We start from the raw sequence: 13,530 nt of genomic DNA on the forward strand, positions 1-13,530 counted from the left end.
AGGTGGGAGCGCAGGTGGGAGCGCTCAAGGCGGGCAGGACACTGGGGGTCCAGCGACCGGAACGCCGCGCGTCAGGCGTGGTGGGCGGCGATGAGCGGGCCGAGGCCCGCGGCGCGCTCGGCGGCACCCGACAGGCCCGCCGTCTCGAGCCAGTTGCCGACCATCCGGTAGCCGCCCTCGGTCAGGACCGACTCGGGGTGGAACTGCACGCCGTAGACGGGGGCGTCCTGGTGCTGGACGCCCATGATGACGCCGCCCTCGGTCCGTGCCGTCACGGTGAGCGTGTCCGGAACGGTGCCGTCGACGATCGCCAGCGAGTGGTACCGCGTCGCCGTGAAGGGGTGCGGGACACCCACGAACAGCGCGCTGTCGTCGTGGTCGACCTGCGAGGTCTTGCCGTGCATGAGTTCCTCGGCGTGGGTCACGGTCGCGCCGAGCGCCTCGGCGATCGCCTGGTGGCCCAGGCAGACACCGAGCAGGGGCTTGTCCACCGCGATCGACGCACGGACGGTCGCGATCGACACACCGGCGTCAGCGGGCGTGCCCGGCCCCGGTGACAGCAGCACGCCGTCGTAGTCGGCGATGCGCTCGGCGATCTCGGACTCGGGGAAGGCGTCGTTGCGGACGACGTCGGTCTGCGCCCCGAGCTGCTGGACGTACCCGTTGAGCGTGTACACGAAGCTGTCGTAGTTGTCGACGACGAGGATCCTGGTCATGGTCGGTTCACCGTACTCGTGGAGGTCGTGTGGACACTCTGCGGGGGTCGTCCACACACATGTTCACGGTAGGATACCGGCCATGGCCAAGGACAAGGACCGCACCAAGCCCGCCCGGAGGACCCGAGCCGACTCGGTCGAGACGGCGGGTGACCAGCCCAACCCCGTGTGGTTCAAGCCGGTCATGTTCGGGTTCATGCTGATCGGACTCGCCTGGGTCATCATCTTCTACATCTCCCAGGGCACCCTGCCGGTCCCGACGCTCAACTCGTGGAACATCCTGATCGGCTTCGGCATCATGTTCATCGGCTTCCTCATGACCACGCGCTGGCGCTGACCGCCGATTGCGCCCCCGACGCCCGTCGTACCCACTCGGTACGGCGGGCGTCGTCGTCTGCCCACAGGCTGCCTGACCGATCTGCGCCGTCAGGCCCGGTTCTCCACAGGCCTGCAGGTTCTCCACACGGCTGTCCACATGCAGGGTCCGGAGTTGTCCACAGGTCTCTCCACAATGGGGATAATCACACGCGTGTAACTCAGGGAGTTCTCCACAGACGACGAACGCCCCGCCGCTCCGAAGAGCAGCGGGGCGTTCCGTGCCGAAGCCGGGGCCGGTCGATCAGCCGATGGCGATCGCGTAGCCGACGTAGGTCAGCGCGATGATGACCACCGCTTCGGCGACGAGCAGCGCGATCTGCAGGTTCCGTCGACGGATGTTCCTTGTCTTGGCGAAGACGTAGCCCGTCAGGAAGCCCACGGCGATCCCACCCACGTGGGCCTGCCACGAGATGTTGGTGCCCGGCAGGAACCCGATCACCAGGTTCAGACCGATGATGACCAGCAGTGAGACGGCATTGCCACCCAGGCTGCGCTGCAGCATGAAGAACGCCGCGAACAGCCCGAAGATCGCGCCTGATGCGCCCACGACCGACGAGCCGGGAGCGATCAGGGTGACGGCCATGGAACCGCCGAGTCCCGCCAGGAAGTACAGCGCCAGGAAGCGCCAGGTCCCGAGCATGTTCTCGAGCATCCGACCGAAGATGAACACCGCCCACATGTTGAAGGCGATGTGCAGGAAGCCCGAGTGCACGAACAACGAGGTCACCATGCGCCACGGCTGGGTGGGCAGGTACGCCGCGTTGAAGAACAACAGCTGGGTGAAGTACCCGCGCGTGACCTGGTCGAGCAACCAGATCAGCACGGACACCGCGATGATGACGATCGTCGCCTTCTGGTCGAGCATCGCGAAGCGCCGCCGCGCGACCGTCAGCCCGTTCGGGGCCCCGGAAGCTCGGCGGTTCTCGGTGAACTTCGCACGCTGCTCGCGCACGCACTCAGGGCAGTGCACCCCGACCGCCGCCGGTGTCTGGCACTCCGTGCAGATCGTCCGCCCGCACCGCTGGCACAGGATGAAGCTCTGTCGGTCTGGGTGCCGGTAGCAGTAGTTGGCCGGGTTGTACGCCTGATCGGTCACAGGGGTCAGACGGACTCGACGTCGATGCTGTTGATGACGACGTCCTCGAGCGGCTTGTCACGGCCGTCCGTGGGGACGCCCTCGATCGCGTCGACGACAGCGCGGGACTCGTCGTCCGCGACCTCACCGAAGATGGTGTGCTTGCCCTGCAGCCACGGGGTGGCGACGGTCGTGATGAAGAACTGCGACCCGTTGGTGCCGCGGCCGCCCTGGATGCCGGCGTTCGCCATGGCGAAGATGTAGGGGTTCTGGAAGGTGAGCTCCGGGGAGATCTCGTCGTCGAAGCGGTAGCCGGGGCCGCCGACGCCCTGTCCGAGCGGGTCGCCGCCCTGGATCATGAAGTCCTTGATGATGCGGTGGAAGACCACACCGTCGTACAGCTTGTCGGTCGACACCTTGCCCGTGCCCGGGTGGGTCCATTCCTGCTGGCCGGTGGCGAGGTCGACGAAGTTCTTGACGGTCTTGGGTGCGTGGTTGCCGAACAGGTTGACGCGGATGTCGCCCTTGTTCGTGTGGATCGTTGCGACAGCAGTGTGCAGAGACATGTTCCGATTCTCGCATGTGTGACCTGCGTACAGACGAGACGCACAGGGACGGCCCTGTGACCTGTCAGGCACCCTGGTGGCAGGATGGGTGCACGCCGTTCCGATGGAGGTACCAGATGACGACGATCGAACTGTCGCGCAAGCGCCGGAAGCAGATCAAGAAGCTCAAGGGCAAGACCGCCTCGCTCCTCGGCGAGCAGCGCAAGGTGCTCGAGCACGCGAACGAGATCCTGGCCGATGCCCGCTCGCACGCCGCCGATGCAGCGCGCAAGGACATCGCCCCCCGCGTCCAGCACGCGATCGACAACGGGGTGCGCCCGGCCGTCGCAACCGGTGTGCACGCTGCCACCTCGGCTGCGCAGACCGCGTCGCACCGGTTCCAGACCGAGGTCATCCCCGGACTGGTGTCGACCGCGGGCTCGGTCATGAGCGTGGGCGACCTCGCGAAGGACCCCCGCGTCAAGAAGCTCGTCAAGAAGGCCCAGAAGAAGGGCAAGCAGGCCAAGAAGGCCGCGGCCAAGTACACGCCCGGTCACCAGAAGCAGGGCATCGGCTTCGGTGGCGTCGCGCTGATCGTGGTCGGGGTGGTCGCCATCGCTGGTGCCGCGTACGCCGCGTACCAGACGCTCCGCGCCGACGACGACCTGTGGGTCGCTGACGACGCCGACTCGGCGGACAAGTCCGCCGCCTGACCTCCCGGTTCGTACGAAGGGCCTCGGCACGCGCCGGGGCCCTTCGTCGTTCTTGGCACGGGTGCTGTCCGTGTGCGTGTGCGTGTGCGTGTGCGACCTCGACGCACCGCGGCGAGCCCTTTCACCCGCCCCGATCCGTCGGCCGCAGGTCCGTGACGCGGGCCGCGCCGAACAGGAGGCCCGCGGCGGCCTGGCCTCGTGCCTCCCGCCCGGTGCCACGTGCGTGGCACACGCCGATGCCACACGCGCACTGACTGGTCACGACACCCCGCTCACGTCCAGCGACTGGTCGCAGCATGTCGCTCCGGCGACGACCCAACGACAAGTCGTGACCACTCGCCGAAGCTGAGCGGTGTGTTGCGACCGCTCGGACGGGCCGCGTGTTGTCACGGCCTCGCGCGCTGACTGGTCACGACACCCCGCTCACATCCGGCCACTGGGCACAGAACGTCGCCCCGCCGACGCCCCACCGACAAGTCGTGACCACTCGGCGAACCCGAGCGGTGTGTTGCGACCACTCAGGGCACGGGCACACACGAGGCACACCGCGCCGGAGGCGCGCAGACCAGCACGACGACCGAGCGTTGCGGAGCGAGGAACGAGCGGAGCAACGCTCACGCCGAGGGAGTGGAGCCTGGGAGAATCGAACTCCCGACATCCTGCTTGCAAAGCAGGCGCTCTACCAACTGAGCTAAGGCCCCGAGTGACCCCCGAGGGAGTCGCGGCACCGCAGTACCTGGGATTGAATTGTGCGTGGTGGGGCTACAAGGACTTGAACCTTGGACCTCTTCGTTATCAGCGAAGCGCTCTAACCGCCTGAGCTATAGCCCCTCAGACCGGATGAAAGCCTAGCGCACGAACCCGCCGGAGCGAAATCGTGCGGTCGGCCCCATCCGGCCGGGTGTGTCAGTTGTTCGTGAAGCCCACGAGCAGACCGCCCGTGATCCGCACACTGAGGTTGTACAGCACGCTGACGATGGCGCCGAGCACCGTGCCGACGACCACGTTGAGGATGCCGACGACGACCGAGAACCCGAGCACCTGGCCCAGCGAGAACTGGTCCATGATCGAGTAGTTGTTCTGCCCGGTGACGTCCTTGAGCAGGGCGTCGATCTGGGTGAACACCCCGGTCTGGTTGAGGATGCCCCACACCAGGGCGGTGGCGACGACGATCACGATGCTGCCCGCGAGGGCGATCAGGAACGACAGCTTCACCATCGACCAGAAGTCGAGGTAGACCAGTCGGAGCCGCACCTGGCGGGTGCCGACGGGTCGCTTCGCCTTCTTCTGGAGCTTCTCGGCGACACTACTCATTGGTTGCCTGGTCCTCTCCGGCCTCGTCGTCGACGGGCGCGGTGTCGATGGGATCGGTGTCGATGGGATCAGTGGAATCAGGGGCCGCTTCAGCAGGGCTGACCGTCTCCACCGGGCCCGCGGGTTCGATCTCGGCGTCTTCCTGGTCGTCCAGGTTCCGCTCGCTGTTCCGGGCCACCGCGATGATCCGGTCGTTCTCCGCGAACCTCGCGAAGACGACGCCCATCGTGTCACGGCCCTTGGCGGGGACCTCGGCCACGGCAGACCTTACCACCTTGCCCGATTGCAGCACGACGAGCACCTCGTCGTCTTCACCCACGATGAGAGCACCCACAAGGTCGCCTCGGTCGGCCGCCAGCTTGGCCACCTTGATGCCCAGTCCACCGCGGCCCTGGATGCGGTACTGGTCGACGCCGGTGCGCTTGGCGTAGCCGCCCTCGGTCATGACCCAGACGAAGCCGTCGTCGGAGACCACCCGTGCTGCCAGCAGCGAGTCGCCGTCGCGGAAGGACATGCCCTTGACCCCGGAGGTCGACCGCCCCATCGGTCGGAGCGTGTCGTTCGTGGCGGTGAACCGCAGCGACATCCCGTGGCGCGAGACCAGCAGCAGGTCGTCGGTCTCGTCGACCAGCAGTGCCGAGCGGAGCGTGTCGCCCTCGCGCAGGTTGATCGCGATGATGCCGCCGGTGCGGTTGGTGTCGTACTCGGTCAGCGCGGTCTTCTTCACCAGGCCCTGCTCGGTGGCGAGCACCAGGTACTGCGCGGCTTCGTAGTCGCGGATGTCGAGGACCTGCTGGATCTGCTCGTCCGGCTGCATCGCGAGCAGGTTCGCCGAGTGCTGTCCCTTGGCGTCGCGCCCGGCCTCCTGCAGCTCGTACGCCTTGGCGCGGTAGACGCGACCCTGGTCGGTCAGGAACAGCAGCCAGTGGTGCGTGGTCGTCACGAAGAAGTGCTCGACGACGTCGTCCGCACGCAGCTGGGCGCCGCGGACACCACGTCCGCCGCGGTGCTGCTGGCGGTACTGGTCGCTGCGCGTGCGCTTGACGTAGCCGCCGCGGGTGATCGTGACGACGACCTCTTCCTCGGGGATGAGGTCCTCGATCGACATGTCGCCGTCGTACCCGAGCATGATCTCGCTGCGACGGTCGTCACCGAAGCGCTCGACGATCTCGTCGAGCTCCTCGCCGATGATCGACCGCTGGCGCTCGGGCCGGGCGAGGATGTCCTCGAAGTCGGCGATCTTGAGCTCGAGGGCCTCGGCTTCCTCGTGGATCTTCTGTCGTTCGAGCGCGGCCAGACGGCGCAGCTGCAGCTCGAGGATCGCCCGGGCCTGGATCTCGTCGACCGACAGCAGGTCCATCAGGCCGCTGCGTGCTTCTTCGACGTCGGGCGATCGCCGGATCAGGGCGATCACCTCGTCGAGCGCGTCGAGGGCGGCCAGGTACCCGCGCAGGATGTGCGCGCGCTTCTCGGCTTCGCGCAGACGGTACTGCGTGCGGCGGACGATGACCTCGACCTGGTGGTCGACCCACGCCGAGATGAAGCCGTCGAGCGCCAGGGTGCGCGGCACGCCGTCGACGATCGCGAGCATGTTCGCGCCGAAGTTCTCCTGCAGCTGCGTGTGCTTGTACAGGTTGTTCAGCACGACCTTGGCGACGGCGTCGCGCTTGAGCACGATCACCAGGCGCTGGCCGGTACGACCGGAGGTCTCGTCGCGGATGTCGGCGACGCCGGCCAGGCGGCCGTCCTTGACGAGCTCGGCGATCTTGATCGCGAGGTTGTCGGGGTTGACCTGGTACGGCAGCTCGGTGACGACCAGGCACGTGCGTCCCTGGATCTCCTCCACCGAGACGACCGCGCGCATCGTGATCGAACCACGGCCCGTGCGGTAGGCGTCCTGGATGCCCTTGACGCCGAGGATCTGGGCCCCGGTCGGGAAGTCCGGTCCCTTGATGCGCTGCATCAGCGCGCCGAGCAGCTCTTCACGCGTGGCGTCCGGGTGCTCCAGCGCCCACTTCGCACCGGCGGCGACCTCGCGCAGGTTGTGCGGCGGGATGTTCGTCGCCATGCCGACGGCGATGCCGACCGATCCGTTGACCAGCAGGTTCGGGAACCGTGCCGGCAGGATCGCGGGTTCCTGCGTGCGGCCGTCGTAGTTGTCCTGGAAGTCGACGGTCTCTTCGTCGATGTCGCGGACCATCTCCATGGCGAGCGGCGCCATCTTGGTCTCGGTGTACCGCGGGGCGGCCGCACCGTCGTTGCCGGGCGAACCGAAGTTGCCCTGGCCGAGCGCGAGCGGGTACCGGAGCGACCACGGCTGCACCAGACGGACGAGCGCGTCGTAGATCGCGCTGTCGCCGTGCGGGTGGAACTGTCCCATGACGTCGCCGACGACGCGCGAGCACTTCGAGAAGGCACGGTCGGGGCGGTACCCACCGTCGTACATCGCGTAGAGCACGCGGCGGTGGACCGGCTTGAGTCCGTCGCGGACCTCGGGCAGTGCGCGCCCGACGATGACGCTCATCGCGTAGTCGAGGTACGACCGCTGCATCTCGAGCTGCAGGTCGACCTGCGAGATCCGGTCGCCGGAGACGACGATGTCCCCGACCTCACCGTGCACGATCTCGGGCTGGTCGTCGTTCGTTTCGTTCTCGTCAGCCATCTGACTCGGCTACCTTTCTGACGGCCGGGAGGCCGTGGTGACGTTCGTCGCGCCGGGCGCGACCACAGGTGGTCCGGACCAGGACGCGCGGCTGGCACCGCGCCTCCTGTCCGTGGATCAGATGTCCAGGAACCGGACGTCCTTCGCGTTCTGCTGGATGAACTGGCGACGCGCGTCGACGTCTTCGCCCATCAGCGTCGCGAAGGTGCTGTCCACCGCTGCCGCGTCCTCGAGCGTGACCTGCAGCAGCGTGCGGGTGTCCGGGTTCATCGTGGTGTCCCAGAGCTCCTTGTAGTCCATCTCGCCCAGGCCCTTGTAGCGCTGGATCCCGTTGTCCTTGGGGATGCGCTTGCCCGAGGCGATGCCGGACTGCAGCAGGGCGTCGCGCTCACGGTCGCTGAACACGTACTCGTGTGCCGAGTTCGACCACTTCAGGCGGTACAGCGGCGGCTGCGCCAGGTACACGTAGCCGCGCTCGATGAGCGGACGCATGTAGCGGAACAGCAGGGTGAGCAGCAGCGTGGTGATGTGCTGGCCGTCGACGTCGGCATCGGCCATCAGCACGATCTTGTGGTACCGGGCCTTGTCCGGGTCGAAGTCCTCGCCGATGCCGGCGCCGAACGCCGTGATCATCGACTGGATCTCCTGGTTGGCCAGGGCGCGGTCGAGCCGGGCCTTCTCGACGTTCAGGATCTTGCCCCGGAGCGGCAGGATCGCCTGGGTCATCGGGTTGCGCCCCTGCACGGCGGAACCACCGGCGGAGTCACCCTCGACCATGAAGATCTCGGACAGCGTCGGGTCCTTCGACTGGCAGTCCTTGAGCTTGCCGGGCATGCCGCCCGACTCCAGCAGGCCCTTGCGGCGGGTGGTCTCACGGGCCTTGCGGGCGGCGAGCCGCGCCTGGGACGCCTGGATCGCCTTGCGGACGACGTCGCGGGCCTGTGTCGGGTTGCTCTCGAACCAGTGGGTCAGCTCGGTGCCGACGACGCGCTGGACGAAGCCCTTGGCCTCGGTGTTGCCGAGTTTGGTCTTCGTCTGGCCCTCGAACTGCGGCTCGCCGAGCTTGACGGAGATGACGGCGGTCAGGCCTTCACGGATGTCGTCACCCGTCAGGTTGTCGTCTTTCTCCTTGATGATCTTCGCTTCGCGCGCGTACTTGTTGACCAGGTACGTCAGCGCCGCGCGGAACCCTTCTTCGTGGGTGCCGCCCTCGTGCGTGTTGATCGTGTTGGCGAAGGTGTGGACGCTCTCCTGGTACGAGGTGTTCCACTGCATCGCGACCTCGAGCGCGATCTTGCGCTCGGGGTCCTCGGCCTCGAAGCCGATGACGTCGGGGTGGACCAGGTCGGCCTTCTTCTGCGCGCCGAGGTACTCGACGTAGTCGGCAAGACCACGCTCGTAGCGGAAGGAATCGTGGCGCGACTCTTCCCCTTCGTCGGGGGTGCGCTCGTCGCGCAGGTTGATGCGGAGTCCCTTGTTCAGGAACGCCATCTGCTGGAAGCGCGCGCGCAGGGTCTCGTAGTCGAAGACGACCGTCTCGAAGATCTCGGCGTTCGGCCAGAACGTGATCGTGGTGCCGTGCTCTTCCGACTCCTCGTCCTTGCTGAGCGGAGCCACGGGGACGCCGTCGGTGTAGCTCTGTCGCCAGACGTGCCCCTGCTGACGGACCTCGACGTCGAGCTCGGAGCTCAACGCGTTCACGACGGAGGAACCGACACCGTGCAGACCACCGGACACGGCGTACGCACCGCCGCCGAACTTGCCACCGGCGTGCAGGACGGTCAGGACGACCTGGACCGTGGAGACGCCTTCGGCCGAGTGGATGCCGACGGGGATGCCGCGGCCGTTGTCGACCACGCGGACACCGCCGTCTTCGCGGATGGTCACGTCGATGGTGTCGCAGTAGCCGGCCAGGGCTTCGTCCACGGAGTTGTCGACGATCTCCTGCACCAGGTGGTGGAGACCGCGGGGGCCCGTGGAGCCGATGTACATGCCCGGGCGCTTGCGGACGGCTTCGAGCCCCTCGAGCACCTGGATCTGGTCTGCGCCGTACGACTGTTCGACTGATGTGTTCTGGTCGTCTTCAGATCCTGATGCCATGTCGCGAGAGCTCCTGCCTGCGCGCGGAACGCCCGCGCACTGCACTAGTCAGTCTATCGCAGGCGCCTCGTCCGCGAGGGTGAAAACGGCCCCTGGAGGGCCGATTTCGCGACCAGAGGATGATTTCCTCTGCTCAACCGTAGGTATCGCGAGGACCGCGCCCCTGGACGCTCCTGAGGCCGCGTTTCCAGGTGGGGACGTCTGGGCCCGAAACACGTATCGACTGCACGCCCGCCTCCGGGTGGCGCTCCGCGATGGTCGTCGTGACCGTCGCACGCATGAGCCGGAGCTGTGTCGCCCAGGCCGTCGAGTCGCAGCGGATGACGAGCGCGCCGTCCTCGATGGTCACCGGACTGGAGTGCTTCGCGAGCTCTTCGCCCACCACGCTCGGCCAGTCGACGAACAGCTCCGACCGTGCCAGCGGCTCGGTCCAGCCGAGCTCGGCGGCGAGCGATCCGACGATGTCGCCGAGCCCCTTGGGTTCACGGCCGCGCCCGTACGGCACGGTGTCGGCGTCGAACTCCTTGGCACGTCGGCGCCGGGCGTCGACCCCACGCTTGGACGGGTCGCCGAAGACCGCCTTGAGGTGGCCGTACACGCGGGCCGGCTCGGTGGGTCGCCAGGGACGGGGCATCAGACGTCGGCTTCCGTGGTCGCCGGGGCCCCGGCTTCCGGCGTCGCCGGACTGGAGGCCGTGGTCGGTTCCGTCTCGTCGGTCACGATGGTGCCGGCCTCGATCCGGACGGTGTGCGCCGCCAGCTGCGGGGGCACGTCGCCGAACACGGCGGCCGTGATGAGCACCTGCTCGTAGTCCGCCACCGCGTTGCCCAGGCGTTCGCGGCGGGACTCGTCGAGTTCGGCGAACACGTCGTCGAGGATGATGATCGGGTCGCCGAGCGTCGACTCCGCGCGCAGGATCGACGCGCTGGCCAGCTGGATTGCGAGCGCGAACGACCACGACTCGCCGTGACTGGCGTACCCGCGGGCCGGTAACCCGTTCAGGGTGAAGAGCACGTCGTCACGGTGGGGTCCGGCGAGGGTCAGCCCGCGGTCGAGTTCGTCGCGGCGGCGGCGCTCGAGCGCGACCCGGAAGGCCTCGGCCGCCGAGGGCACGGTGACGGGTTCGTCCGGGGTACCGAGCACGGGGTCGGTGGCCGAGGAGTCCTCGGGGTCGCCGCCGCGGACGCTCAGCACGCCCGTGATCGAGGCCTCGTGTCGTTCGCCGGCGACGGTCGCGTACGCCTCGGCGACGAAGGGCGCCAGGCGCCGGGTCAGGTGGTCACGCGCCGCGATGATCTCGGACCCGAACGCGACGAGCCGTTCGTCCCAGACGTCGAGCGTGGCGAGGGAACCCGACTTGGCCCCGGTCGCCCGAGCCGACTTCAGCAGGGTGTTGCGCTGCCGGAGCGTCCGGTCGTAGTCGGCGATGACGCCCTGCATGCGCGGGGCGATCTGCACGAGCAACTCGTCGAGCATCCGGCGACGACCCGACGGTTCGCCGCGGACCAGTGCCAGGTCCTCGGGGGCGAAGAGCACGCTCGTGCAGTACCGCGGCAACTCACGCGGCTTGATCGGCGCCCGGTTGACCTGCGCACGGTTCGACCCGGTGCGGTTGATCTGGACCTCGGCCAGGATGCTGCGGTCCTCGTGCGCGAGTCGTGCGCGGACGATCGCCGCGTCACAGCCCTGGCGGACCAAGGCGGCGTCGGTCGGGACCCGGTGCGAGCCGAGGGTGGAGAGGTAGGCGATGGACTCGACCAGGTTGGTCTTGCCCTGGCCGTTGCGTCCCACGAACAGGTTCGGCCCGCGTGCGAGGTCGACCTCCGCCTGCCGGTAGTTCCGGAAGTCGGTGAGCTGGAGGTGGTCGACGTGCACGCGGGCCGGGGCTTCGTCCCGGAGGGACTAGGCCTTCTTGACGGCGTGGCCGCCGAACTGGTTGCGCAGCGCGGCGACGGCCTTCATCGTCGGGGACTGGCTGCCCTGACGCGAGACGAAGCGCGCGAACATGGCGGCGGAGAGCGCGGGCATCGGGACGGCCAGCTCGATCGCTTCTTCGAGGGTCCAACGACCCTCGCCCGAGTCGTCGACGTAGCCCTCGAGCTCGTCGAGCTTCGGGTCCTCGTTGATCGCGAGCACGAGCAGGTCGAGCAGCCACGAGCGCACGACGGTGCCGCGCTGCCAGCCGGCGAAGACGGCCGGCACGTCGTGGACGATGTCCTTGGCCTCGAGCAGCTCGTAGCCCTCGCCGTAGGCCTGCATGATCGCGTACTCGATGCCGTTGTGGACCATCTTGGCGTAGTGCCCCGCGCCCACGCCGCCGGCGTGCGAGAAGCCCTCGCCGCGGGGGCCCTCGGGACGGAGTGCGTCGAAGACGGGCATCGCGAACTCGATGTCCTTCGGGTCGCCACCGGCCATCATGCCGTAGCCGTTGTCCTTGCCCCAGATGCCGCCGGAGACGCCGACGTCAATGTAGCGGATGCCCTTGGCGTCGAGCTGCTTGGCGTGCTTCTCGTCGTCGAGCCACTTCGAGTTGCCGCCGTCGATCACCAGGTCACCCGGCTCGAGCACCTCGGCCAGGTCGTTGATGACGTCGTCGGTGATCTTCCCGTGGGGGACCATGACCCAGACCAGACGCGGGCCGGTGAGGGCCTTCGCCAGCTCCCCGAGGTCGGCGACGTCCGAGACGGCGGGGTTGGCGTCGTACCCGACGACGTCGATCCCTGCGTTGCGCAGACGCGCACGCATGTTGTTGCCCATCTTCCCCAGGCCGACAAGACCGATCTGCATGATTTCCTCTTCTGTTCGTCGTCGCGCCGGCGCTCGGTGGAGCCCGTCGGCGCAGTGTTCGGCTGTTGCTATCGCAGCAGGAGATTGGGCTGCAGCAGGTACCGGTAGCCGTCCGTCGCCGGTTCCTCGCGCGAGGACTGGCCGGTGATGAGCACCGGGCCCGGCTTGTTGGGGTTCTCCGTCTTGGTGAAGGAGACACGGACGAACTCGGAGTGCACCGCGTTCAACCCATCCAGCAGGAAGGCGGGCTTCAACGAGACCACCGTTTCCTCGCCGGTCAGCAACGCATCGATCGACTCTGACGCCTGCGCTTGTTCGGATCCGATCGCCTCGAGCGTGAGCCCGTCGACCGAGAAGGAGAACCGGAGGGCGGCTTCGCGCTCCAGGACGAGGGAGACCCGTCGCACCGCTTCGACCAGCTCGGCCGTGTTGATCACGGCGTGGTCCTGCACGGTGTCGGGGAAGAGCCGGCGGACCGGCGGGTAGTTGCCCTTGATGAGCAACGAGGTGACGGTCTTGTCGGCGGCCTGGAACGCGATGAGCTCACGCTCGGACGTGCCGCTGATCGACACCGACACCGTGCTGGCCGAGCCGAACGTGCGGCCCACCTCTTGCAGGGTGCGTGCCGGGACGAGCGCGTGCAGGGTCGTCGACTCGCCGTCGGCGGTACGACCCGAGTCCCACTGGATCGTCCGGACGGCGACGCGGTAGCGGTCGGTCGCGATGAGGGACAGGTCGTGGTCGCTGACCTCGAGCTGGACACCGGTGATCACCGGGGTGACGTCGTCACGGCTGGCGGCGACCGCGACCTGGGACACGGCTTCCGAGAACGCGTCGCCCGGGATGACGCCGGTCTGCTCGCCGACCTCGGGCAGGGTCGGGTACTCCTCGACCGGCATGCTCAGCAGCGTGAAGTGCGCCGAGCCGCAGGTCACGGTGATCCGCGACTCTTCCGTGGAGAACGACACGGGGGCGTTCGGCAGGCGGCTCGCGATGTCGTTCAACAGGCGGCCGGAGACGAGCACGGTGCCGGACTCGTCGATCTGCGCGGCGATGGACGTCTGCGCCGAGACCTCGTAGTCGAACGACGACAGTGTCAGGCGATCGCCCTCGGCATGGATCAACACACCCGACAGGATCGGGAGGGTCGTGCGCTGTGGGAGGAGCTTCACCGCGAACGAGACGGCTTCGGAGAAGACGTCCCGGTTGACCTCGAACTTCACAGCTGGGACCCCTGTCG

Annotated in this window: 12 protein-coding genes and 2 tRNA genes; 2 read left to right on the top strand and 12 right to left on the bottom strand. The window is 67.9% G+C overall.

Annotation, left to right across the window (positions count from 1 at the left end; translation table 11 throughout):
• Window positions 1–71 precede the first annotated feature (71 nt).
• On the bottom strand, window positions 72–716 hold the full coding sequence (locus MT346_RS13505) for an aminodeoxychorismate/anthranilate synthase component II (protein WP_243563596.1): 645 nt from the start codon (window positions 714–716) through the stop codon (window positions 72–74).
• A gap of 82 nt (window positions 717–798) precedes the next feature.
• On the opposite strand from MT346_RS13505, the gene MT346_RS13510 reads away from it, so the two are divergent.
• Window positions 799–1,053, top strand: a complete 255-nt coding sequence (locus MT346_RS13510) for a cell division protein CrgA (RefSeq protein WP_243563597.1) — start codon at window positions 799–801, stop codon at window positions 1,051–1,053.
• 282 nt (window positions 1,054–1,335) lie between these two features.
• On the opposite strand, the gene MT346_RS13515 is transcribed toward MT346_RS13510, so the two are convergent.
• Together MT346_RS13515 and MT346_RS13520 are read right to left on the bottom strand one after the other, a co-directional pair.
• On the bottom strand, window positions 1,336–2,046 hold the full coding sequence (locus tag MT346_RS13515) for a rhomboid family intramembrane serine protease (RefSeq protein WP_243563598.1): 711 nt from the start codon (window positions 2,044–2,046) through the stop codon (window positions 1,336–1,338).
• 149 nt (window positions 2,047–2,195) lie between these two features.
• Window positions 2,196–2,735: a peptidylprolyl isomerase gene (locus MT346_RS13520; RefSeq protein WP_243563599.1), complete on the bottom strand. Its 540-nt coding sequence runs from the start codon at window positions 2,733–2,735 to the stop codon at window positions 2,196–2,198.
• A 116-nt stretch (window positions 2,736–2,851) separates the two neighbouring features.
• On the opposite strand from MT346_RS13520, the gene MT346_RS13525 reads away from it, so the two are divergent.
• On the top strand, window positions 2,852–3,427 hold the full coding sequence (locus tag MT346_RS13525) for a DNA helicase (RefSeq protein WP_243563600.1): 576 nt from the start codon (window positions 2,852–2,854) through the stop codon (window positions 3,425–3,427).
• 628 nt (window positions 3,428–4,055) lie between these two features.
• Here the strand turns inward: MT346_RS13525 and MT346_RS13530 are convergent.
• From MT346_RS13530 to dnaN, 9 genes are all read right to left on the bottom strand, one after another.
• Window positions 4,056–4,128, bottom strand: a tRNA-Ala gene (locus tag MT346_RS13530).
• Window positions 4,129–4,181: 53 nt separating this feature from the next.
• Window positions 4,182–4,258: transfer RNA gene (locus tag MT346_RS13535), tRNA-Ile, on the bottom strand.
• Between the two features lie 75 nt (window positions 4,259–4,333).
• Window positions 4,334–4,741, bottom strand: coding sequence for a DUF3566 domain-containing protein (locus tag MT346_RS13540; protein ID WP_243563601.1), 408 nt, complete (start codon window positions 4,739–4,741; stop codon window positions 4,334–4,336).
• Complete coding sequence (gyrA, locus tag MT346_RS13545) at window positions 4,734–7,403, bottom strand: DNA gyrase subunit A (RefSeq protein ID WP_243563602.1); 2,670 nt, start codon at window positions 7,401–7,403, stop codon at window positions 4,734–4,736. Before gyrA ends, MT346_RS13540 begins: the two co-directional genes overlap by 8 nt.
• A gap of 117 nt (window positions 7,404–7,520) precedes the next feature.
• Window positions 7,521–9,503 carry a DNA topoisomerase (ATP-hydrolyzing) subunit B gene (gyrB, locus tag MT346_RS13550; RefSeq protein WP_243563603.1) on the bottom strand — a complete coding sequence of 661 codons (1,983 nt, stop codon included), beginning with the start codon at window positions 9,501–9,503 and terminating at the stop codon, window positions 7,521–7,523.
• Between the two features lie 133 nt (window positions 9,504–9,636).
• Window positions 9,637–10,137, bottom strand: a complete 501-nt coding sequence (locus MT346_RS13555; RefSeq protein WP_243563604.1) for a DUF721 domain-containing protein — start codon at window positions 10,135–10,137, stop codon at window positions 9,637–9,639.
• Window positions 10,137–11,378 carry a DNA replication/repair protein RecF gene (gene recF / locus MT346_RS13560; protein WP_243563605.1) on the bottom strand — a complete coding sequence of 414 codons (1,242 nt, stop codon included), beginning with the start codon at window positions 11,376–11,378 and terminating at the stop codon, window positions 10,137–10,139. Before recF ends, MT346_RS13555 begins: the two co-directional genes overlap by 1 nt.
• Window positions 11,379–11,405: 27 nt before the next feature.
• Window positions 11,406–12,362, bottom strand: coding sequence for a phosphogluconate dehydrogenase (NAD(+)-dependent, decarboxylating) (gene gnd, locus MT346_RS13565; RefSeq protein WP_308221905.1), 957 nt, complete (start codon window positions 12,360–12,362; stop codon window positions 11,406–11,408).
• A complete protein-coding gene (dnaN, locus tag MT346_RS13570; RefSeq protein ID WP_243563607.1) occupies window positions 12,359–13,513 on the bottom strand; it encodes a DNA polymerase III subunit beta in 1,155 nt (384 codons plus the stop codon). Before dnaN ends, gnd begins: the two co-directional genes overlap by 4 nt.
• Window positions 13,514–13,530: the final 17 nt, after the last annotated feature.

It is taken from the genome of Curtobacterium sp. VKM Ac-2922 (assembly GCF_022815645.1).
In the GTDB taxonomy this organism is placed as follows: Bacteria; Actinomycetota; Actinomycetes; order Actinomycetales; family Microbacteriaceae; genus Curtobacterium.